Source organism: Streptomyces sp. DSM 42067 (assembly GCF_055792885.1).
The window spans coordinates 2,491,886-2,510,595 of sequence record NZ_CM147706.1; the positions used below are offsets into that span (position 1 = coordinate 2,491,886).

At 70.1% G+C, this 18,710-nt stretch carries 20 protein-coding genes; 5 read left to right on the top strand and 15 right to left on the bottom strand.

Translation table 11 applies throughout. The features are described 5' to 3' along the window. Positions 1–375 precede the first annotated feature (375 nt). Both ACSMXV_RS11705 and ACSMXV_RS11710 read left to right on the top strand, forming a co-directional pair. Complete coding sequence (locus ACSMXV_RS11705; RefSeq protein ID WP_473177582.1) at positions 376–2,211, top strand: endonuclease/exonuclease/phosphatase family protein; 1,836 nt, start codon at positions 376–378, stop codon at positions 2,209–2,211. A gap of 223 nt (positions 2,212–2,434) precedes the next feature. Continuing rightward, positions 2,435–3,550, top strand: coding sequence for a YihY/virulence factor BrkB family protein (locus ACSMXV_RS11710; RefSeq protein WP_473177583.1), 1,116 nt, complete (start codon positions 2,435–2,437; stop codon positions 3,548–3,550). Between the two features lie 187 nt (positions 3,551–3,737). Here ACSMXV_RS11710 and ACSMXV_RS11715 read toward each other — a convergent pair whose 3' ends face one another. Further along, on the bottom strand, positions 3,738–4,706 hold the full coding sequence (locus tag ACSMXV_RS11715) for a DUF3618 domain-containing protein (RefSeq protein WP_473177584.1): 969 nt from the start codon (positions 4,704–4,706) through the stop codon (positions 3,738–3,740). After that, entirely contained in the window at positions 4,703–5,110 is a 408-nt protein-coding gene (locus ACSMXV_RS11720) for a phage holin family protein (protein WP_181659289.1), read from the bottom strand. The genes ACSMXV_RS11715 and ACSMXV_RS11720 overlap by 4 nt, the downstream gene beginning before the upstream one ends. A 193-nt stretch (positions 5,111–5,303) precedes the next feature. On the opposite strand from ACSMXV_RS11720, the gene dapA reads away from it, so the two are divergent. After that, positions 5,304–6,209 (top strand): 4-hydroxy-tetrahydrodipicolinate synthase, encoded by a 906-nt coding sequence (dapA, locus tag ACSMXV_RS11725; RefSeq protein ID WP_473177585.1) that lies wholly within the window; start codon positions 5,304–5,306, stop codon positions 6,207–6,209. A gap of 36 nt (positions 6,210–6,245) precedes the next feature. On the opposite strand, the gene ACSMXV_RS11730 is transcribed toward dapA, so the two are convergent. From ACSMXV_RS11730 to ACSMXV_RS11745, 4 genes are all read right to left on the bottom strand, one after another. After that, on the bottom strand, positions 6,246–7,466 hold the full coding sequence (locus ACSMXV_RS11730; RefSeq protein WP_473177586.1) for a WD40 repeat domain-containing protein: 1,221 nt from the start codon (positions 7,464–7,466) through the stop codon (positions 6,246–6,248). After that, entirely contained in the window at positions 7,463–8,014 is a 552-nt protein-coding gene (locus ACSMXV_RS11735; RefSeq protein ID WP_473177587.1) for a SigE family RNA polymerase sigma factor, read from the bottom strand. Before ACSMXV_RS11735 ends, ACSMXV_RS11730 begins: the two co-directional genes overlap by 4 nt. Before the next feature lie 220 nt (positions 8,015–8,234). Beyond that, positions 8,235–9,230: a 2,3,4,5-tetrahydropyridine-2,6-dicarboxylate N-succinyltransferase gene (gene dapD, locus ACSMXV_RS11740; protein WP_181659286.1), complete on the bottom strand. Its 996-nt coding sequence runs from the start codon at positions 9,228–9,230 to the stop codon at positions 8,235–8,237. Positions 9,231–9,319: 89 nt separating this feature from the next. Then, a complete protein-coding gene (locus ACSMXV_RS11745) occupies positions 9,320–10,606 on the bottom strand; it encodes an MFS transporter (RefSeq protein ID WP_473177588.1) in 1,287 nt (428 codons plus the stop codon). Positions 10,607–10,772: 166 nt separating this feature from the next. On the opposite strand from ACSMXV_RS11745, the gene ACSMXV_RS11750 reads away from it, so the two are divergent. After that, positions 10,773–11,642, top strand: a complete 870-nt coding sequence (locus ACSMXV_RS11750; protein WP_473177589.1) for a winged helix-turn-helix transcriptional regulator — start codon at positions 10,773–10,775, stop codon at positions 11,640–11,642. Here ACSMXV_RS11750 and ACSMXV_RS11755 read toward each other — a convergent pair. Next, positions 11,632–12,171, bottom strand: a complete 540-nt coding sequence (locus ACSMXV_RS11755; RefSeq protein ID WP_473177590.1) for a TetR/AcrR family transcriptional regulator — start codon at positions 12,169–12,171, stop codon at positions 11,632–11,634. The two genes, ACSMXV_RS11750 and ACSMXV_RS11755, sit on opposite strands and share 11 nt — an antisense overlap. Then, positions 12,171–12,491 carry a DMT family transporter gene (locus ACSMXV_RS11760; RefSeq protein WP_473177591.1) on the bottom strand — a complete coding sequence of 107 codons (321 nt, stop codon included), beginning with the start codon at positions 12,489–12,491 and terminating at the stop codon, positions 12,171–12,173. The genes ACSMXV_RS11755 and ACSMXV_RS11760 overlap by 1 nt, the downstream gene beginning before the upstream one ends. Positions 12,492–12,610: 119 nt before the next feature. Here ACSMXV_RS11760 and ACSMXV_RS11765 point away from each other — a divergent pair, with 119 nt between their 5' ends. Next, the gene (locus tag ACSMXV_RS11765; RefSeq protein WP_473177592.1) at positions 12,611–13,807 is read left to right on the top strand and encodes a DUF7847 domain-containing protein; all 1,197 of its coding nucleotides are present in this window, start codon (positions 12,611–12,613) and stop codon (positions 13,805–13,807) included. A gap of 10 nt (positions 13,808–13,817) precedes the next feature. Here the strand turns inward: ACSMXV_RS11765 and ACSMXV_RS11770 are convergent, their stop codons facing one another. From ACSMXV_RS11770 to sufD, 7 genes are all read right to left on the bottom strand, one after another. Further along, positions 13,818–14,183 (bottom strand): VOC family protein, encoded by a 366-nt coding sequence (locus ACSMXV_RS11770; RefSeq protein ID WP_181659281.1) that lies wholly within the window; start codon positions 14,181–14,183, stop codon positions 13,818–13,820. A gap of 138 nt (positions 14,184–14,321) precedes the next feature. Next, a complete protein-coding gene (locus tag ACSMXV_RS11775) occupies positions 14,322–14,654 on the bottom strand; it encodes a metal-sulfur cluster assembly factor (protein WP_030403776.1) in 333 nt (110 codons plus the stop codon). Then, positions 14,651–15,109 carry a Fe-S cluster assembly sulfur transfer protein SufU gene (gene sufU / locus ACSMXV_RS11780; protein WP_067271556.1) on the bottom strand — a complete coding sequence of 153 codons (459 nt, stop codon included), beginning with the start codon at positions 15,107–15,109 and terminating at the stop codon, positions 14,651–14,653. Before sufU ends, ACSMXV_RS11775 begins: the two co-directional genes overlap by 4 nt. A gap of 13 nt (positions 15,110–15,122) precedes the next feature. Then, complete coding sequence (locus ACSMXV_RS11785; protein ID WP_473177593.1) at positions 15,123–16,379, bottom strand: cysteine desulfurase; 1,257 nt, start codon at positions 16,377–16,379, stop codon at positions 15,123–15,125. Continuing rightward, complete coding sequence (sufC, locus tag ACSMXV_RS11790) at positions 16,376–17,167, bottom strand: Fe-S cluster assembly ATPase SufC (RefSeq protein ID WP_473177594.1); 792 nt, start codon at positions 17,165–17,167, stop codon at positions 16,376–16,378. Before sufC ends, ACSMXV_RS11785 begins: the two co-directional genes overlap by 4 nt. Before the next feature lie 7 nt (positions 17,168–17,174). Continuing rightward, the gene (locus ACSMXV_RS11795; RefSeq protein WP_473177595.1) at positions 17,175–17,504 is read right to left on the bottom strand and encodes a non-heme iron oxygenase ferredoxin subunit; all 330 of its coding nucleotides are present in this window, start codon (positions 17,502–17,504) and stop codon (positions 17,175–17,177) included. After that, complete coding sequence (sufD, locus tag ACSMXV_RS11800; protein ID WP_473177596.1) at positions 17,501–18,685, bottom strand: Fe-S cluster assembly protein SufD; 1,185 nt, start codon at positions 18,683–18,685, stop codon at positions 17,501–17,503. The genes ACSMXV_RS11795 and sufD overlap by 4 nt, the downstream gene beginning before the upstream one ends. Between the last annotated feature and the right edge of the window lie 25 nt (positions 18,686–18,710).

An 18,710-nucleotide genomic window follows, 5' to 3' on the forward strand; every position in this document is an offset into this window, starting at 1 on the left:
GGGTTCTCCTCGAAACGTATGGGGCGGCCGGTCCGCGAAGGTCCGACCGGCCCAGCCTAGACGGATATGACCGCCTGCCGCCTGCCCGACCGCCTCCCTTCACCCGGGCCGGAACCGGATCAAGCCGCCCGCCGCTGCGGTTCATGTTTCTGTCAGGGGTCGTTACCCGGTCTTCCCTTGACAAGTCCCTTGGCGGCACAAGAGATTGACGCGCGTAGAGAACGAACCCGGGTCTCCACGTTCACGGTTCCACCCGTGTCCCGTGCGGGGGTCCACCCGCGTCTCGTTCGCGGTTCCACCTAGGGGGTGTCTTCCGGGTCATGCCGGGCTCATCCCCTGGTCCCGGCGCTCTGACCACGTCCCCGGAGGGATCCCTTGCCGAGCAAGAGCTCGTCGCGCATCGCCGCGCTGACCGTCGCCGCTGTCTGTTCCACCGTGTCCGCCGTCGTCCTCACCTCGCCCGCCGAGGCCGCCGAGGTGCGCGTCCACGACATCCAGGGCAGCACCCGAATATCGCCGCTCGCAGGTCAGCAGGTCACGGGTGTGACCGGGATGGTGACGGGCACCAGGACCTACGGCTCCTCCAGAGGCTTCTGGATCCAGGACCCGGACCCCGACGGCGACGCCGCCACCAGTGAGGGCGTCTTCGTCTTCACCGGCTCCACGCCGACGGTCACGGTCGGTGACGCGGTGACGGTGTCCGGCACGGTCACCGAGTACGTCCCCGGGGGCACCTCGTCCGGCAACCAGTCCCTCACCGAGATCACCAGGCCGACGGTGACGGTCGTGTCGTCCGGCAACCCGCTGCCCGCGGCCGAGGTCATCGACGCCGGCTCCGTGCCGGGCACGTACACGGCGGACGGCGACCCGGCCGCGCAGGGCTCCGTCAACGGCCTCACGCTCCAGCCGGCCCAGTACGCCCTCGACTACTACGAGTCGCTGGAGGGCATGAACGTCCGCATCGGCTCGTCCCGCGTGGTCACCGCGACCGACGCGTTCGCGGAGCTGTGGGTCACGGTCAAGCCGCACGAGCACCCCACCCGCCGCGGCGGCACCGTCTACGGCTCGTACACCTCGCAGAACACGGGCCGCCTGCAGATCCAGTCGCTGGTGCCCACCGCCCAGCAGCCCTTCCCCACCGCGAACGTCGGCGACGTGCTGGAGGGCACCACCGAAGGGCCGCTGGACTACAGCCAGTTCGGCGGGTACACGCTGACGGCCCGGACGCTCGGCACGGTCGTCGACGGGGGTCTGCAGCGGGAGACCACCCGCAAGCAGAGGAGCGGCGAGCTGGCCGTCGCGACGTACAACGTCGAGAACCTCGACCCGGCCGACGGGCAGGCGAAGTTCGACGCGCTCGCGCAGGGCGTCGTGACGCATCTGCAGTCGCCCGACATCGTCGCCCTGGAGGAGATCCAGGACAACAACGGCGCGAAGAACGACGGCACGGTCGCCTCCGACCAGACCGTCCAGAAGTTCGTGGACGCGATCGTCGCCGCGGGCGGTCCGCGCTACGAGTGGCGCTCGATCGACCCGGCGAACAACGCGGACGGCGGTGAGCCCGGCGGCAACATCCGCCAGGTGTTCCTGTTCAACCCGGAGCGGGTCACGTTCACCGACCGGGCGGGCGGCGACTCGACGACCGCGACCGGCGTCACCGCGGTGGACGGCAAGGCCGCGCTCACCGCGTCGCCCGGCCGTATCGACCCGGGCAACGGGGCCTGGACGAACAGCCGCAAGCCGCTCGCGGGCGAGTTCCTCTTCCGCGGCCGCACCGTCTTCGTGATCGCCAACCACTTCGCGTCCAAGGGCGGCGACCAGGCGCTCCACTCCCAGCACCAGCCGCCCACGCGCAGCTCTGAGACCCAGCGCCACCAGCAGGCGACGGCCGTGAACGCCTTCGTGAAGGAGATCCTCACGACGCAGAAGAGCGCGGATGTCGTCACGCTGGGCGACATCAACGACTTCGAGTTCTCCACCACCACCAAGCTCCTGGAGGACGGCGGCGCGCTCTACTCGGCCATCAAGTCCCTCCCGAAGAGCGAGCGTTACACCTACGACTACCAGGGCAACAGCCAGGTCCTGGACCAGATCCTGGTGAGCCCGTCCATCCGCTGGACGGACTTCTCGTACGACAGCGTTCACATCAACGCGGAGTTCGCGGACCAGAACAGCGACCACGACCCGCAGGTGCTGCGGTTCCGCCCGTAGGGCGGGGAACCTGTCCCGCCCATAGGGCGGGCGCAGAGGCGGAGGGCCCGGCGGCGTTCTCGTACGCCGCCGGGCCCTCCGTGTGCCGTGTGCCGCCACGCGCGCGTGCCTGTGTCTGCATCCGGCGGGCTCAGGCGCGCAATTTTTGTCCAGAAGGTTGTCGGTGTAGGCGGCGCTGTACGGCGTGGGGTTCACCGGCCGCCATCGGGTGACTCGTCCGTGCATGAGCGAGATGGACAGCCCGACCGAGCTGCCGAGCCGCTCCTGGCGGGCGGTGCTGAGCCGCACGGTGAAGGAGTTCCAGGACGACGAACTGCCGGACCGCGCGGCCACGCTGACGTACTACGGCGTACTGTCCGTGTTTCCTGCGATGCTCGTACTGGTGTCGGTGCTCGGCGTCGTCGGCGAACGGGCCACGAGCACGCTGCTGGACAATGTCCGGAACCTCGCGCCCGGCCCGGCGCGGGACATCCTGCGGGACGCGGTGACGCAGCTGAAGGACACGGGCGGCACGGGTGGCGTGCTGGCGATCATCGCCCTGCTGGCCGCCATCTGGTCGGCCTCCGGCTACGTCGCCGCCTTCATCCGTACCTCGAACGCCGTGTACGACCTGCCCGAGGGCCGCCCGGTGTGGAAGCTCACTCCACTACGGCTCGGGCTGACCGTGGCGCTGATGCTCATGCTCGCCGCCAGCGCGGTGATCGTGGTGTTCACCGGTCCGCTGGCGGCACGGGCGGGCACCATGATCGGCCTCGGTGACGCGGCGATCACGGCGTGGAACATCGCCAAGTGGCCGGTGCTGCTTCTGCTGGTCGTCCTCATGATCGCCCTGCTGTACTGGGCGGCCCCCAACGTCCGCGGGCGCGGCTTCCGCTGGGTGAGCCCCGGCAGCGTGCTCGCCACGGTCCTCTGGCTGCTCGCGTCGGCGGGTTTCGCGGTGTACGCGGCCAACTTCGGCTCGTACAACAAGACGTACGGGACCCTCGCCGGTGTCATCGTCTTCCTGGTCTGGCTGTGGCTGACCAACCTGGCCATCCTGCTCGGCCTGGAGCTCGACGCCGAGCTCGCCCGAGAGCGGGCGATCACCCACGGCCTGCCGCCGACCGAGGAGCCGTACGTGGCCCCGCGGGACACCCGGAAGTGGCCGCGCAGCCTGCGCGTGAAGGAGAAGGCCCGGGAGGCTGCCGAGCAGCGGGACGAGCACGATGAGCATGACCGGCGCGACCCGCGCGACGAACCCGGCCGACGTGAGCAGCACGGCCCGCGCGGCCAGCACGGCCCGCACGGCCCGCACGACCAGGGGGATGCCGAGGGGGACGCGGGGCGTACGCATACGTGACGAAGGCGCGCCGGGACCGGTTCGCGGGCGCCCGCGGGCCCTCGCGCGCACGGCCTGTCGGCACGGAGAAGCGGTCTGCCGGCGGAGTCCCACCCGCCGACAGACCGCTCGTTCAACGGACCGCTTGTCCAGCGGGCCGTCGTGTTGTTCGGCCGCTACGTGCGGCACGTTCCCCGCGACGCCACCGTCACCACCGGCTCAGCTTCTCGATGACCCGGTGGCCGCGCTCCCGGCGGTGGCCCCGGTGGCGGCCGATCAGACGGCTGCCGGCCAGGCCGCCGCGGACAACGGGACTGCGGCGCAGCCCGCTGCGGGCGAGGCGGGTGCCGATGTTGCCCTTGGCCGCACGGCCGCCCATACCCCGGACCAGGGGACGGCGGCGCATCCCACCACGGACGAGTCGGCTGCCGAGGCCACTGCGGACGAGCCGGCTGCCGAGGTCACTACGGGCGAGGCGGGTGCCGAGATCGCTCCGGACCATGCGCGCGCCGAGGTCGCTGCGGACGAGGCGACTGCCGAGATCGCTACGGGCGAGGCGGGTGCCGAGATCGCTGCGGACGAGGCGGGTGCCGAGATCGCTACGGGCGAGGCGGGTGCCGAGATCGCTACGGGCGAGGCGGGTACCGAGGTCGCTGCGGGCGAGGCGGGTACCGATGTTGCCCCTGGCCGCATGGACCCCCGCGCCATGGACCCCCGCGCCGCGCTGCCACAGGACTCCCGCCGCCACGGCCGCCCCGGCCCCGGCGCCCGCGGCCAGCAGCGGCCGCGGGTGGCGCCGTCCGGCCCGGACCGCGGTGCTCGTGGCGCGGCGTACCGGCTCGGGTGCGGCGTGCCGCACACGGTGCACCGCCTGAGTGGCTGTCTCCTGCGTCGGAGTCGCGGCACCCTCGACCCGCTCCCGCTCGCCTGCTTCTGTGGCGCGCGCCTGCAGCTGTTCCTCGGCGTGCCCTGCGCGCCCTCGCATCCGTCCCTTCACATGCGTGGCCCGTTCACTCATCCGGCCGCGGACCTGCGCGGCCTTCTGCCGGGCGCGGCCCTTCACATCCGTCTTAGCCGCCAACTCCTCGACCGTCGCGCCGAGTTCTGCGCGGGTTTCCTCGATCTGCCGGCGCAGTTCGTCGGGCCCCTTGGCGCCGGCCCTCATGCCGTCTGTCATCGATGCGCCCTTTCCTTGAGCTCCTCGACATCGGCCCTGACGCTGTGCATCGCCCGCTCGGGCAGCGGCGGAGTCGCGCCGCGGAGCTGACGGCGGCCGATGAGGGCGAGCACGCCGGCGATGACGAAGAGCACCCCGGCGATGATGAGCACGCTCGCCCACACCGGCAGCGTCAGGGAGAGGGCGGCGGCGGCCGTGGCGGCGAGGGCCATCACCCCGATATAGGCGATGGCGCCGGCCGCACCGAGCAACCCTCCGCCCCGCCCGGCCCGCTTGCCTTTGTAGGCGAGCTCCGCGGTGGCGAGCCGCATCTCCTGCCGCACAAGCGTGGAGAGCTGTCCGGTCGCCCGGCTCACCAGCTCTCCCACCGAGTGTTCCGTACGCTGATCCGTGGCCGCGGTCATGTGTCACGCCTCCCTCCGTCTGGGACGCCCGAGTACCCGCGAAGGGCCGCATTACCCCTGCTCCGTGCCGTCAGGCCCGCCGCCGAGCCGCGTCGGCCGACTCGCCATGGCGTATCATTTCGTAGTGTTGCTTGCGCATATCGCGTAGCAGAATTAAGTGGAGCTTCACCGACAGAGTGTCGACACTCCAGGCATGACGACCTCACGCGAACGCGCTCCCTTCGGCCGCGCCCTGTGCGCGATGATCACGCCCTTCACCGACTCAGGTGCCCTGGACCTGGACGGAGCTCAGCAGCTGGCCGCGCGGCTGGTGGCCGACGGCTGCGACGGGCTGGTCCTGTCCGGGACGACGGGCGAGTCGCCCACCACGACCGACGCCGAGAAGTCGGCTCTCGTACGCGCCGTGTACGAGGCGGTCGGCGACCGGGCGGCGGTCGTCGCGGGCGTCGGCAGCTCCGACACCCGCCACACGGTCGAGCTCGCACTGGAGGCGGAAAAGGCCGGCGCGGACGGTCTGCTGGTGGTCACGCCGTACTACAGCCGGCCGCCCCAGGACGCCGTCGAGGCCCACTTCCGGGAGATCGCGGACGCCTCGGGGCTGCCGCTGATGCTCTACGACATCCCGGGCCGCACCGGCACCCGGATCGAGCCGGAGACGATGCTGCGGCTCGCGGAGCATCCGCGGATCGCCGCCGTGAAGGACTGCGCGTACGACCTGCTGGGCACGCAGAAGGTCCTCGCGCGCACGGATCTCGCGTACTACACGGGGTGCGAGGAGTTCATCCTGCCGCTGTACGCGGTGGGTGGCGCGGGGTATGTGTCGACGGTCGCCAACGTCGCGCCGCGCCATCTGCGTGGGATCCTCGACGCGTACGACGCCGGCGACACGGCGGGCGCCGCGCGGCTTCAGCAACAGACCATTTCCCTCATCGAGTTGATGATGGCCTCGGGGCTGCCCGGCACGGTCACGGCCAAGGCGCTGCTCGGAGCGCTCGGGCTGCCGGCGGGCCCGGTGCGGACACCGCTGAGGCCCGCCGGCCGCGAGGCGACCGACGGGCTGGTGGCTGCGTACGAGCGTCTTGGGAAGGCGGGGACCTGATCAGCGCGTCAGCGGATCGATCAGTTGGTCGGCGTTTCAGCGCTCGGCGAAGAGCGGCACCCAGCGCCCCGGATAATCGGCGCTCGCCTTGCGGAAGCCGCTCAGGGGCACCACCTTCTCGCTGCCGATGGTGAGCAACAGCAGCTGGTTGCGGAACTCCCCCGTGCCGCTGCACTTCTTCGGATCGCAGCCCCAGGCGATCAGCCGCTTGTTGTCGACCCAGGCGAGGAGTTGCTGTCCGGGCACAGTGGTGATGCGCTTGCCGGTCAAGGGATCGATGATCTCGGAGGAGATCTCGTCGCCGTCACCCGCGAACTGCCCGGCCGCGAGCTTGCCATCGGGGGAGAGGCCCGCCTCGACATAGGAGAGGTGCTGCTCGTTCGCCGGCCTGTCGGCTTTCTGCCCGTCCAGGTCGTAGTACTCCCGGTAGGGCTCCATGGGGGTGTCCGCGTAGACGAGCTTGCCGTCGTGGCTCCATTCGAAGTCCTGGCGCGAGTTGCCCATCCAGCCGAACTCATCCTGCACGAGCGGCACGCTGTGCCACTCGGAGCTGCCCGACTCCAGGTCCACGATGGCGAAGCCGTTCCGGCTCGGCACCGGTCCCGGCTGCTCCTTGCCGTTGACATTCTGCGGATGATCAGCGAAGGAGCGGTCGGGGTTCTTGGCGTATGTCGTCGCGACGAGCTTCGTGCCGTCGGGCGAGAACGCGACTCCGCCGACACCGTGATCGACCGGAATCCAGCGATCGACCTTGCCGGTGATCAGGTTCAGCAGACCGATGCGCTTGGCGGGCAGCTCGCTCTCCAGGACGGCTGCGGTCCGCATCCCCGGCGCGACGTCCAGGAACGCCCACCTGGTCGTCTTCCTGTACTTGCCGGTCTTCTGGTCGAGGAGCCCGTAGACACGGGTGGAGATCACGTCGCCGTTCGGCTGCTTGACGTTGTCTCGGACGAAGAACGCGGCAAGTGCCGTGTCTCCCGCGGCGATCAGGCCCCTGGGCGGCGACTGGTCGGGGTGGGCGATGATGTCGCTGTGGTTCATTTCGCTGGCGGTGCGCACTTGGTCGTCGCCGTCCAGCAGGGGCACGCCCACCGCAACGGCGACCACCGCGGCCGTGGCGGCCGCGGCGCACGCGAGGGTACGGGTCCTGCGGCGCCGTCGGGCCGCCAGCACCCGGTCGGCGAATTCCGGCCTCAACGGGAGCTGTTCCTTGGCCTGTTCCCGCAGCGAGTCGCGCACCAGCTCGTCGACGTTCACGGACGCACCTCCACGGGCGAGAAGTCACGGGACGGCTGCTGCTCGGCGGGTCCGAGCGCGGCCAGTTCAGGGGCGAGGCCCCGCAGCCGGGCAAGAGAGCGGTGTGTGGTGGAGCGCACCGTGCCCACCGAGCAGCCGAGGAGACGGGCCACGTCGGCCTCGGGCAGGTCCTCGAAGTAGCGCAGGACGAGGACGGTGCGCTGGCGGGCGGTGAGGCGGGCCAGTGCGGCGCGCATCACGAGGCGCAGTTCGGCGGCGGACGAGGCGTCCGTGCCCGATCCGGTCTCCGGCAGCTCGGGCACGCTCAGTTCGCGCCGCGGCCACTTCAGCCGCCAGCGGCTCACCTGCTGCCGGTACAGGATCTGCCGGACGTACGCCTCGGGCTCGTCGATGCGGTGCCAGCGTCCCGCGGCCTTGATCAGCGCGTTCTGCAGCAGGTCCTCGGCCGCGTGCCGGTCACCGCCGCTGAGCAGGACAGCGGTCTTCAGCAGCGCGGACGACCTGTTCGCCACGAACTCGCGGAAGTCTTCCTGGCCCTCGGCATCCATCGTCACCTTCTCTGGCTCGCTCTTCTTCGAACTTCTTGTTCGGACTTCTTGGATCTTCAGAGATCTTCAGAGATCTTCTTACGGACCTTGCTGTCCTTGGTGACGTGTGCGGCGGTCCCCCGCTATGCCTGTGCGCACGCAAAAAACAAACGGGCGGCCCGCACCGGAATTCGGTGCGGGCCGCCCGCCGGGGACGTGGGAACGTCCGGGCCCCGGAGGCTCAGTTGTGGCTGTGGAGCACCTCGTTGAGGCCGCCCCACACCGCATTGTTCGGGCGGGCCTCGACGGCGCCGGTCACCGAGTTGCGGCGGAAGAGGATGTGGGAGGCGCCGGACAGCTCGCGGGCCTTGACGATCTGGCCGTCGGGCATCGTCACGCGCGTACCGGCCGTGACGTACAGACCGGCCTCGACCACGCACTCGTCGCCGAGCGCGATGCCGACGCCCGCCTCGGCGCCGATGAGGCAGCGCTCGCCGATCGAGATGATCACGTTGCCGCCGCCGGACAGGGTGCCCATGGTGGAGGCGCCGCCGCCGATGTCGGAGCCGTCGCCGACGACGACGCCGGCCGAGATGCGGCCCTCGACCATCGACGTGCCGAGCGTGCCCGCGTTGAAGTTCACGAAGCCCTCGTGCATCACGGTGGTGCCCTCGGCGAGGTGCGCGCCGAGCCGCACACGGTCGGCGTCGGCGATACGGACGCCCTTGGGCGCGACGTAGTCCGTCATGCGCGGGAACTTGTCGATGCTGGTCACCTGGAGGTGCAGGCCCTCGGCGCGGGCGTTCAGCCGGACCTTCTCGAGGTCGTCGACGGCGACCGGGCCGAGCGAGGTCCAGGCGACGTTGGCGAGGAAGCCGAACATGCCGTCCAGGCTCTGGCCGTGCGGCTTCACCAGGCGGTGCGAGAGCAGGTGCAGACGCAGGTACACGTCATGGGCGTCCAGCGGCTTGTCGTCGAGGGACGCGATGACCGTACGGACCGCGACGACCTCGACACCGCGGCGGGCGTCGGGGCCGATGGCCTTGGCGGCGCCCTCGCCGAGCAGCTCCACGGCGCGCTCGGCGCTCAGCCGCTCGGTGCCGGCCGGGCCGGGCTCGTCGGACAGCTCGGGCGCGGGGAACCAGGTGTCGAGAACGGTGCCGTCGGCGGTGACGGTGGCGAGGCCGGCGGCGACGGCGCCGGTGGTGCGAGGTGCAGTAGCAGTCGTGTCGGTCATGCCAGAAACCTAACCGGCGGGGGGCCGGGGAGGCGAACCGGTGGACCCGGCGTCTCAGGTGCCGGGCGGGACGGACGCGTGCGCCATGATCACCTGGTCGGCCGTGCATCGGCCGCAGCGCCATTCGGTACGTCATGCGGTACGTCATTCGGCACGTCGTCCGGTATGTCGTTCCGTACGTTCCCGGGCGCCCCCAGCTCGCCACCCCGCTTCAGCCCCGCCCCCAGGACCGCCACTCCCGCGAGCGCGCCTAGCACCGTGCAGACGGGCCACAGCGCGCCGGGCGCCGCCTGGTAGAGCGCGCCGCCGAGGGGCGCCGCGAGGACCATGCCGCTGATCGACGCGCCCGCGTACAGCGACTGGAAGCGGCCCTGGACGTGTGCGGGGGCCTGGTCGGCGACGTATGCCGTGGCGGTCGACTTGTACAGGACCTCGCCCAGCGTGAGCAGCGCCATCATCGCGATGGCCGTGCCCAGGCCGGCGCCGAGCAGGAGCGCGGCATAGCCGGCGGCGACGAGGAGCAGCCCGGTGCCGACGATGCCCAGTGGCGACCGGCGGCGCAGCGCGAGGGCGGCGGGCAGTTCCAGGCAGAGGATGACGCCTCCGTTGACGGCCAGCAGGGCGCCGTAGACGCGGGCGTCCATGCCGTGGTCGGCGAGGAAGAGGGGGAAGGTCGAGTACTGCTGCCGGTAGACCAGGTCGATGACGAGGATCGAGGCGAGCAGCACCAGCACGGCGGGGCGTGCCCGTAGCTCCGGCCAGAGCTCTCCGGCGCCTGCCCCGTTCGCCCGTGTGGCACCGCGTGCGGGGACGACGCGGGCCGTCCAGCACGCGAAGAAGAGGGTGCCGAGACCGTCGGCGACGAAGAGCCAGTCGTACGAGATCTGGGTGGCGACGAGCGCGCCCAGCGGCGGCCCGATGGTGAAGCCGCCGTTGCCCGCGGCACGGATCACGGCGAACGCCTGGCGGCGGGCGCCTTCGGGGACGATGACCGCGACGAGCGCGGAGTTGGCGGCGCGCACGACTCCGGTGGCGTACTCGGACAGCGGCAGCGTGACGTACAGGGCGGCCGTCGGCAGCACGGGCAGCGCCGCGAGCAGCACGCCTGCCAGGGTGGCGGCGACGACCAGTACGCGCCGGTGACCGAAGCGGTCGCCGAACCAGCCGCCGGTGAAGTTGCCGAGGACGACGCCGACTCCGCCGATGCCGCTGATGACGCCGGCCTCGCCGATTCCCAGGCCGCGCGGACCGGTCAGATACAGGAAGAGGTAGACGAAGGTGACGCTGACGAGGGAGTTGAAGAACACGCCGCCGGCCAGCAGCCATACGGTGCGTGGTACGTCCTTGAACGCCTGCACGGCGACTGCCTCCAGCACGGTGTCAGCGGAACCAGCGAGATCGGCGGGATCGGCAAGACCAGCTACTTCGTCGGCCCGGATCCCCTGTACGCTCCAGTGAGTTCCTTTTGGGAACTGACTATGGCAGCGTGGCAGTCTCGGGTCAATCGGGTCAACACCCCCACCGGCGAAGGGATTCAGGACCATGCCCCGTCGGACCACTCTCGGCGACGCGGACTGCGCCATCGCACAGGCCCTGGACGTCGTCGGCGACTGGTGGACCCTGCTGATCGTGCGCGACACGGCCCGCGGGGTGCACCGCTTCGACGATCTGCAGCGCGAACTGGGCCTGTCCCGGAAGGTGCTGACGGAACGGCTCAATCTGCTGGTGGATGCGGAAGTCCTCGCGCGCATGCCGTACCAGGAACGACCCGTACGCCACGAGTACCGCCTCACGCCACGCGGCCGCGCCCTGCTGCCCGTCCTGATCGCCCTGCAGGACTGGGGAGACACCTGGCTTCTGGGCGAGGGGGAGACGACCGCGACGGCGGCGGAGGCATCCAGGGAGGCCAAGCGGATCCACGGCCTGCGCGGCACGCGCCTGCCGGAACTCCAACTCACCGATCAGCACGGCGCGTTGCGCGACCCGGTGGCGGACACTTCGTACACCGTCCTGTACTTCTTCCCCGGCGCCTACGCCCGCAGCGACGCCTATCCGCCCGGCTGGTCCGAGATCCCCGGCGCGCCCGGCTGCACCCTGGAGTCCTGCACCTACCGGGACCGGCTCGCCGAGTTCACCGCGGCGGGCGCGACCGTGCACGGCGTCTCCACCCAACGCCCGGACGAGCAGCGTGGGTTCGCCGACGCCGAGCGGCTGCGCTTCCCACTGCTCTCCGACGCGGATCTGACGCTGACAGCTGCTCTGCGCCTGCCGACGTTCCGCGCGGCAGGCGTGAGCCGGCTGAAGCGCCTCACCCTGATCGTCGACCGGGACCGGACCGTCCGGGAGGTCTTCTATCCGGTCACGGACATCACCGCGAGCGTCGCCGCGGCCCTCGCCGCCGTCAGGGAATGAGCCGCGCCAGCATCTCCCGCGCATACGCCTCGTCGTACTCCGCGCCCGTCAGCAGCACCTGCAGACAGATGCCGTCCATCAGCGCGACAAGCGCCCGCGCCGTGACCGGATCCGTACGGTCGGCGATCAGTTCGGCGAGGTCCTGGCACCACTCGGCGGCGACGGGCCGCAGCGCCGGGCGGCGGAGCGCGGCGAGATACAGCTCGTACTCGAGCTCGACGCCCGTGCGCTCGCCCGCGAGCCACTCCCCCATCAGCCCGGCGAGTTCACCGGCGAGGTCGACTCGCCGGTCCTCGAGCGCGCCCCGGCTGCGGACCACCTTGGCGAAGCCCTCGTTGGCCTGGCGCAGGGCGGCGACCATGAGCTCGTCCAGGGTCCTGAAGTGGTACGTGGTGGAGCCGAGCGGCACATCGGCCTCGGCTGCGACGGACCGGTGACTGAGCCCTGCGATGCCCTTCTCGCCGACCACTCTGATCGCGGCGTCGATGATGCGCTGCCGCCGCTCGGGGTCGTAGCGCCGCGCCGCCATCAGTGGGCCCCGCCGAGATTGAGCAGCACGACTCCGGCGATGACCAGCACGATGCCCGCCACCTTGGCCGCGGTCATGGTCTCGCCCAGGAACACCATGCCGATCGCGGCGATCACAGCGGTTCCGACGCCGGCCCAGATGGCATACGCCGTGCCGACCTCGAGCGTCTTGAGCGTCTGCGCCAGCAGGGCGAAGGCGACGAGGTATCCGGCCACGGTGGCGAGCGACGGCCACAGCCTGCTGAACCCCTCGCTGTACTTCATCGCCGTGGTGCCGGCCACCTCGGCCGCGATGGCCGCGGCCAGCAGTCCATATCCCATGTGGACAAGCGTACACAACGATGTGTACGGCCGTACACAGCAGGCTCGTGTTCTTGGCATGTCCTGGCCCGCTACCGTGTTCCGGTCAGATGGGGCGGGAACAGACTCAGGGGCGGGGCATGTCGGACAACATGGGAGCGGGCCCGTACGGCGGACCGCACGCGGGAGGTCCGTACGGCGGCGGTCCGTACGGCAGCGGTCCATACGGCGGCAGTCCGTACGGCGGCGCGCCGGGGGCTCCCGGAACGCCGGGCTGGGGCGGCTGGGCGCCGCCACCGCCGAATCCAGGCGTGATCCCGCTGCGACCGCTCACCGTCGGCGACATCCTCAGCGGGGCTTTCGCCACCATGGGGCGGTACAAGAAGCCGGTCATCGGCCTGCCGGCGGCGGTGTTCGGGGCGTGCAGCGTACTCGTCGTCTGCGCCGCGGTCATCGCCTACTTCGCCGTCAACGACGCGGTCTACGAGCTGGTCGACCTGCCGGCCGGCCAGGATCCGGAATGGGACCAGATCCAACCGCTCGTGGTCGCCCTCGTGTGCGTCGGCCTGGTCGCCCTGGTGGGGTACGTCCTCGCCGCGGCGCTGGTGCAGGGCGGCATGTTCACCGTACTCAAGAACGCGGTCGTGGGCGGCCCCGCCGGCTTCGGCTCCGTGTGGCGGCAGGCCCTGCCCCGGGTGCCCGCGCTGATCGGCACCGCGCTGCTCACAGGGCTGATCGTCGCGGTGCCGGCCGTCCTGCTGATGATCGCCTTCGCGAGCGCCCTGATCGGCGTGTCGCTGCTCGGCTCCGGCGAGGGCGGAGGCGGAGGCGCGCTCGTGGCGATCGGCCTGCTCGGCGCCCTGGTGACAGCCGTGCCGGCAGTGTGGCTCTGGGTGAAGTTCAGCCTGGCTCCCGCGGCCGTCGTGCTGGAGAAGCAGGGGCCCGTCCGGGCGCTGCGCCGCTCCTCGGAGCTGGTGCGCGGCCGGTGGTGGCCCGTCTTCGGCATCTCGCTGCTGGCTTACGTGCTGGCCGCGCTCATCGCCGGGGTGATCCAGCAGGGGCTCAGTTTCGTCGGCATGTTCCCCGCCATGGCGGGTGCGGCGAGCCTCGGTCCCGAGCCGGAGCCGTCGGAGGTGCTGTCGGTCTTCTCCGTCTACATCGTGATCGCCCTCGTGGCCCAGCTGATCGGGTACATCATCCAGACCACCTTCCCGCCCCTCGTCACCGGCCTGCTCTACGTCGACCAGCGCATCCGCAAGGAGGGCCTGGCTCCCACACTGGCCGAAGCGGCAGCCACAGCCGCAGCCACGGCGACAGCCGCACCCCCGTCGTCGTAACCTCGCGCACTCAGTCGATCAGCGACTTCTTGGGCCGCAGGACGCAGAATTCGTTGCCCTCGGGATCGGCGAGGACCACCCAGGTGGCGTCCTCGCCCTGGCCGACGTCCACTCGGCGCGCCCCGAGCGCGATGATGCGTTCGACCTCGGCGGCCTGGTCGTCGGGGGTCAGGTCGATGTGCAGCCGGTTCTTGACGGTCTTCTTTTCGGGGACCGGTAGGAAGCACATCCCGGGCATCGCGTGCTCGTCCGCCCCGATGACGATCTCGTCCTTGTCCTCGAAGAGCACGCGCCAGTCCAGAACCTGGCACCAGAAGCGGGCCAGCGCCGGCAGATCGTGTGTGTCGACCACCAGGTGGTACAGAGAAACAGCCATGTCCGGCAGTCTCCCCGATCTGCTCTCCCGCCACCATCGCCGGGACCCGTACACCCGAACGGCCCCTGTGCGGTGTGCACAGGGGCCGTTCGACAAGCATGACCGGGCGCGGTCCTCGGTCCTCAGACGTTCAGGCGCTCAGACGTTGAACCCCAGCGCCCGAAGCTGCTCCCGCCCGTCGTCCGTGATCTTGTCCGGGCCCCACGGCGGCATCCAGACCCAGTTGATACGGAGCTCGCTGACGAGGCCGTCCGTCGCCGACTTCGCCTGGTCCTCGATGACGTCGGTCAGCGGGCAGGCCGCGGACGTCAGCGTCATGTCGACGGTGGCGATGTTCGCGTCGTCGACATGGATGCCGTAGATCAGGCCGAGGTTGACGACGTCGATGCCCAACTCGGGGTCGACGACGTCCATCAGGGCCTCACGGAGCTCTTCCTCCGAGGCCGGCTTCATCTCAACGGTCTCGCTCATGCGGTCTTCGCCTCCTCCGCGAAGGCCTGGGCCGTCGCGTCCTTCCACGCCATCCAGCTGAGCAGCGCGCACTTCACTCGGGCGGGGTACTTCGAGACCCCGGCGAACGCGACCGCGTCCTCCAGGATCTCCTCCATCGCGTCGTCCGGCTCGATGCGGCCCTTGGACTGCATCAGCTCCAGGAAGACGCCCTGGATCTTCTGCGCCTCGGCAAGCTCCTTGCCGACGAGCAGATCGTTCAGCACGGAGGCCGACGCCTGGCTGATCGAGCAGCCCTGACCCTCGTAACTGATGTCCTCGATCCGCTCCCCGTCGTACTTGACGCGCAGCGTGATCTCGTCGCCGCAGGTCGGGTTGACGTGGTGCACCTCGGCATCGCCATCCCGCAAGCCCCGCCCGTGCGGGTGCTTGTAGTGGTCCAGGATGACGTCCTGGTACATCGAATCAAGCTTCACTGGCAGCAGCCCCTCAGCCGAAGAAGTTCCGTACGTGCTCCAGGCCGTCGACCAGAGCGTCGATCTCGGCCGGCGTGGAGTACAGATAGAACGACGCTCGCGTGGTCGCAGGAATTCCGTACCGCAGGCACACCGGGCGGGCGCAGTGATGACCCACGCGTACCGCGATGCCCTGCTCGTCGAGGACCTGGCCCACGTCGTGGGGGTGTATGTCGCCGAGCGTGAAGGAGATCGCGGCGCCCCGGTCCTCAGCCGTGGTCGGGCCGATGATCCTGAGGTCGGGGACCTCGCGCAGGCGCTGCACCGCGTACTCCGTGAGCGCGTGCTCGTGGGCTGCGATGTTCTCCATGCCGATGGAGGTCAGGTAGTCGATGGCCGCGCCCAGACCGACCGCCTGCGCGATCGGCGGGGTGCCCGCCTCGAACTTGTGCGGCGCCGGGGCGTACGTCGACGAGTGCATCGAGACGGTCTCGATCATCTCGCCGCCGCCGAGGAACGGAGGCAGGTCCTCGAGGAGCTCCTGCCGTCCCCACAGGACGCCGATGCCCGTCGGACCGCACATCTTGTGGCCGGTGAAGGCCACGAAGTCGGCCTGGAGGGCCTGGACGTCGAGGGGCATGTGGGGCGCCGCCTGCGAGGCGTCGATCAGCACCAGCGCACCGACCTCCTGGGCGCGGCGCACGATGGCCTCGACCGGGTTGACCGTGCCCAGGATGTTGGAGACCAGCACGAACGAGACGATCTTCGTCTTCTCCGTGATGATCTCTTCGATGTTGGAGAGGTCGAGACGGCCGTCGTCCGTGAGGCCGAACCACTTCAGCTTCGCGCCGGTGCGCTGCGACAGCAGCTGCCACGGAACGATGTTGGAGTGGTGCTCCATCTCGGTGATGACGATCTCGGTCTCGCGGTCGACCCTGTAGGGCTCGTCGGCCCAGCCCAGCATGTTGGCCACGAGGTTGAGCGACTCGGAGGCGTTCTTGGTGAAGATCACCTCGTCGCGGCTCGGCGCGTTGATGAACGCGGCGACCTTGTCGCGCGCGCCCTCGTACTCCGCCGTGGCCTCCTCCGCGAGAACGTGCACGCCGCGGTGGACGTTGGCGTTGTACCGCTCGTAGTAGGCGTTGAGCACGTCGAGCACCTGGCGCGGCTTCTGCGAAGTCGCCGCGTTGTCCAGGTACACGAGCTTCTTACCGTCGTGGACCAGGCGGTCCAGGATCGGGAAGTCCTTGCGGATCGCCTCGGTGTCGAGGAGGCCCGGCAGCTGTGTCACGCGACTTCCTCCTTTGAGTTCCCTCCGGTCACGGGGCCACCCTTCGTGTATGCCTCGTAGCCCTCGTTCTCCAGCTTGTCGGCGAGCTCGGCGCCGCCGGACTCGACGATGCGGCCGGCCGAGAAGACGTGGACGTAGTCGGGCTTGATGTAGCGGAGGATCCGCGTGTAGTGCGTGATCAGCAGGGTGCCGACCTCACCGGTCTCGCGGACGCGGTTGACGCCCTCGGACACGACGCGCAGGGCGTCGACGTCGAGGCCGGAGTCGGTCTCGTCGAGGATGGCGACCTTCGGCTTGAGCAGCTCCAGCTGAAGGATCTCGTGGCGCTTCTTCTCACCGCCGGAGAAGCCCTCGTTGACGTTGCGCTCGGCGAAGGAGGGGTCGATCGAGAGGCGCTCCATGGCCTCCTTGACCTCCTTCACCCAGGTGCGCAGCTTGGGGGCCTCGCCGCGGATGGCGGTGGCGGAGGTGCGCAGGAAGTTGGAGACCGAGACGCCGGGGACCTCGACCGGGTACTGCATGGCGAGGAACAGGCCGGCGCGGGCGCGCTCGTCGACGGACATCTCGAGGACGTCCTCGCCGTCGAGGGTGACGGTGCCGCTGGTGATCGTGTACTTCGGGTGACCGGCGAGCGAGTAGGCGAGGGTCGACTTGCCCGAGCCGTTGGGGCCCATGATGGCGTGCGTCTCGCCCTGCTTCACGGTCAGGTCGACGCCCTTGAGGATCTCCTTGGTGGAGTTGTCGGCCTCGACGGTGACGTGCAGGTCTCGGATTTCAAGCGTTGCCATGGGTGCCTCAGGACTCCTGGGTGAGGGAGACGAGAACATCGTCCCCTTCGATCTTTACGGGGTATACGGGGACAGGGCGCGTCGCGGGCAGTCCGGACGGCTTGCCGGTACGGAGGTCGAAGCTGGAGCCGTGCAGCCAGCACTCGATCTGGCAGTCCTCCACCTCGCCCTCGGAGAGGGAGACGTTCGCGTGCGAGCAGATGTCGTAGATCGCGAACACCTCGCCCTCTGTACGGACGACCGAGACCGGCGTGCCGTCGATGTCCACCCGCTTCGGGGTGTCATGCTCCAGCTCGCTCAGGCCGCAGACGCGTACGAACTTCGACGGGTCAGTCATCCGACCGCCGCCTCCAGCTCTTCCTCGATCTTCGCGATGAGGCGCTCCTCGATGTCGGCGACACCGATCTGCTGGACCAGCTCGGCGAAGAAGCCGCGGACGACGAGGCGGCGGGCGTCCTGCTCCGGGATGCCGCGGGCCATCAGGTAGAAGAGCTGCTCGTCGTCGAAGCGGCCGGTGGCGCTCGCGTGGCCGGCGCCGACGATCTCGCCGGTCTCGATCTCCAGGTTCGGGACGGAGTCGACGCGGGCGCCGTCGGTCAGAACCAGGTTGCGGTTCATCTCGTACGTGTCCGTGCCCTCGGCCTTGGCCTCGATGAGGACGTCGCCGATCCACACCGCGTGCGCGTCGTCGCCCTGGAGCGCGCCCTTGTAGGCGACGTTGGACTTGCAGTGCGGCGTGTTGTGGTCGACCAGGAGGCGGTGCTCCTGGTGCTGGCCCTTGTCGGTGAAGTACAGGCCGAACAGCTCGGCCTCGCCACCGGTGCCCGCGTACTGCACGCGCGGGTGGAGACGGACGAGGTCGCCGCCGAAGGTGACGACCACGGACTTGAAGGTCGCGTCCCGGCCGACCAGCGTGTTGTGCTGGGCGACGTGCACGGCCTTCTCGTCCCAGTCCTGGATGGAGACGACGGTGAGCTTGGCGCCGTCACCCAGGATGTAGTCGACGTTGGCGGCGAGCACGGCGTCACCGGTGTGGTCGATGACGACGACGGCCTCGGCGAAGTTGCCCAGCTCGATCACCTGGTGGCCGAAGGCGACCCCGCCCTCGCCGTGCACGGCGATACGGATCGGGGTCTCGAGGACCTTCTCCTTGGGGACGGTCACGACCGAGGCCTTCTCGAAGGACGAGTATGCCTGGGCGGCGATGCGGTCCACCGGGGTGCCCGCCTTGCCGAGCCGGGCGTCGTCGCGCCCGACGGTCTCGACGGTGACGCCCTCGGGGGCCTCGACCTCGACCTTCACACCGGTTCCGTTGGCGACCGCGGTGCCGTCGTGCAGCCCGCGCAGCCGCTCCAGCGGCGTGAAGCGCCACTCCTCCTCGCGGCCGTGCGGCACGGGGAAGTCCGCCACGTCGAAGGACGGGGGCGCGCTCATGCGCGTGGCGACGGTCGACTCGGCGGCCACCGCGATGGACCCGGCGGTGGTGGACCCCACCGGAATGTTCTGAGCCTCAGCCATGGCTGTCGTTGTGCTCTCTTCCTAC

What these genes read in the sequence shown, in the direction of transcription:
- ACSMXV_RS11710 (WP_473177583.1), top strand. Translation starts at nt 2,435, where the DNA reads ATGAGCGAGATGGACAGCCCGACCGAGCTGCCGAGCCGCTCCTGGCGG.
- ACSMXV_RS11715 (WP_473177584.1), bottom strand. Translation starts at nt 4,706, where the DNA reads ATGACAGACGGCATGAGGGCCGGCGCCAAGGGGCCCGACGAACTGCGC.
- ACSMXV_RS11720 (WP_181659289.1), bottom strand. Translation starts at nt 5,110, where the DNA reads ATGACCGCGGCCACGGATCAGCGTACGGAACACTCGGTGGGAGAGCTG.
- dapA (WP_473177585.1), top strand. Translation starts at nt 5,304, where the DNA reads ATGACGACCTCACGCGAACGCGCTCCCTTCGGCCGCGCCCTGTGCGCG.
- ACSMXV_RS11735 (WP_473177587.1), bottom strand. Translation starts at nt 8,014, where the DNA reads ATGGATGCCGAGGGCCAGGAAGACTTCCGCGAGTTCGTGGCGAACAGG.
- dapD (WP_181659286.1), bottom strand. Translation starts at nt 9,230, where the DNA reads ATGACCGACACGACTGCTACTGCACCTCGCACCACCGGCGCCGTCGCC.
- ACSMXV_RS11750 (WP_473177589.1), top strand. Translation starts at nt 10,773, where the DNA reads ATGCCCCGTCGGACCACTCTCGGCGACGCGGACTGCGCCATCGCACAG.
- ACSMXV_RS11755 (WP_473177590.1), bottom strand. Translation starts at nt 12,171, where the DNA reads ATGGCGGCGCGGCGCTACGACCCCGAGCGGCGGCAGCGCATCATCGAC.
- ACSMXV_RS11760 (WP_473177591.1), bottom strand. Translation starts at nt 12,491, where the DNA reads ATGGGATATGGACTGCTGGCCGCGGCCATCGCGGCCGAGGTGGCCGGC.
- ACSMXV_RS11765 (WP_473177592.1), top strand. Translation starts at nt 12,611, where the DNA reads ATGTCGGACAACATGGGAGCGGGCCCGTACGGCGGACCGCACGCGGGA.
- ACSMXV_RS11770 (WP_181659281.1), bottom strand. Translation starts at nt 14,183, where the DNA reads ATGGCTGTTTCTCTGTACCACCTGGTGGTCGACACACACGATCTGCCG.
- ACSMXV_RS11775 (WP_030403776.1), bottom strand. Translation starts at nt 14,654, where the DNA reads ATGAGCGAGACCGTTGAGATGAAGCCGGCCTCGGAGGAAGAGCTCCGT.
- sufC (WP_473177594.1), bottom strand. Translation starts at nt 17,167, where the DNA reads ATGGCAACGCTTGAAATCCGAGACCTGCACGTCACCGTCGAGGCCGAC.
- ACSMXV_RS11795 (WP_473177595.1), bottom strand. Translation starts at nt 17,504, where the DNA reads ATGACTGACCCGTCGAAGTTCGTACGCGTCTGCGGCCTGAGCGAGCTG.
- sufD (WP_473177596.1), bottom strand. Translation starts at nt 18,685, where the DNA reads ATGGCTGAGGCTCAGAACATTCCGGTGGGGTCCACCACCGCCGGGTCC.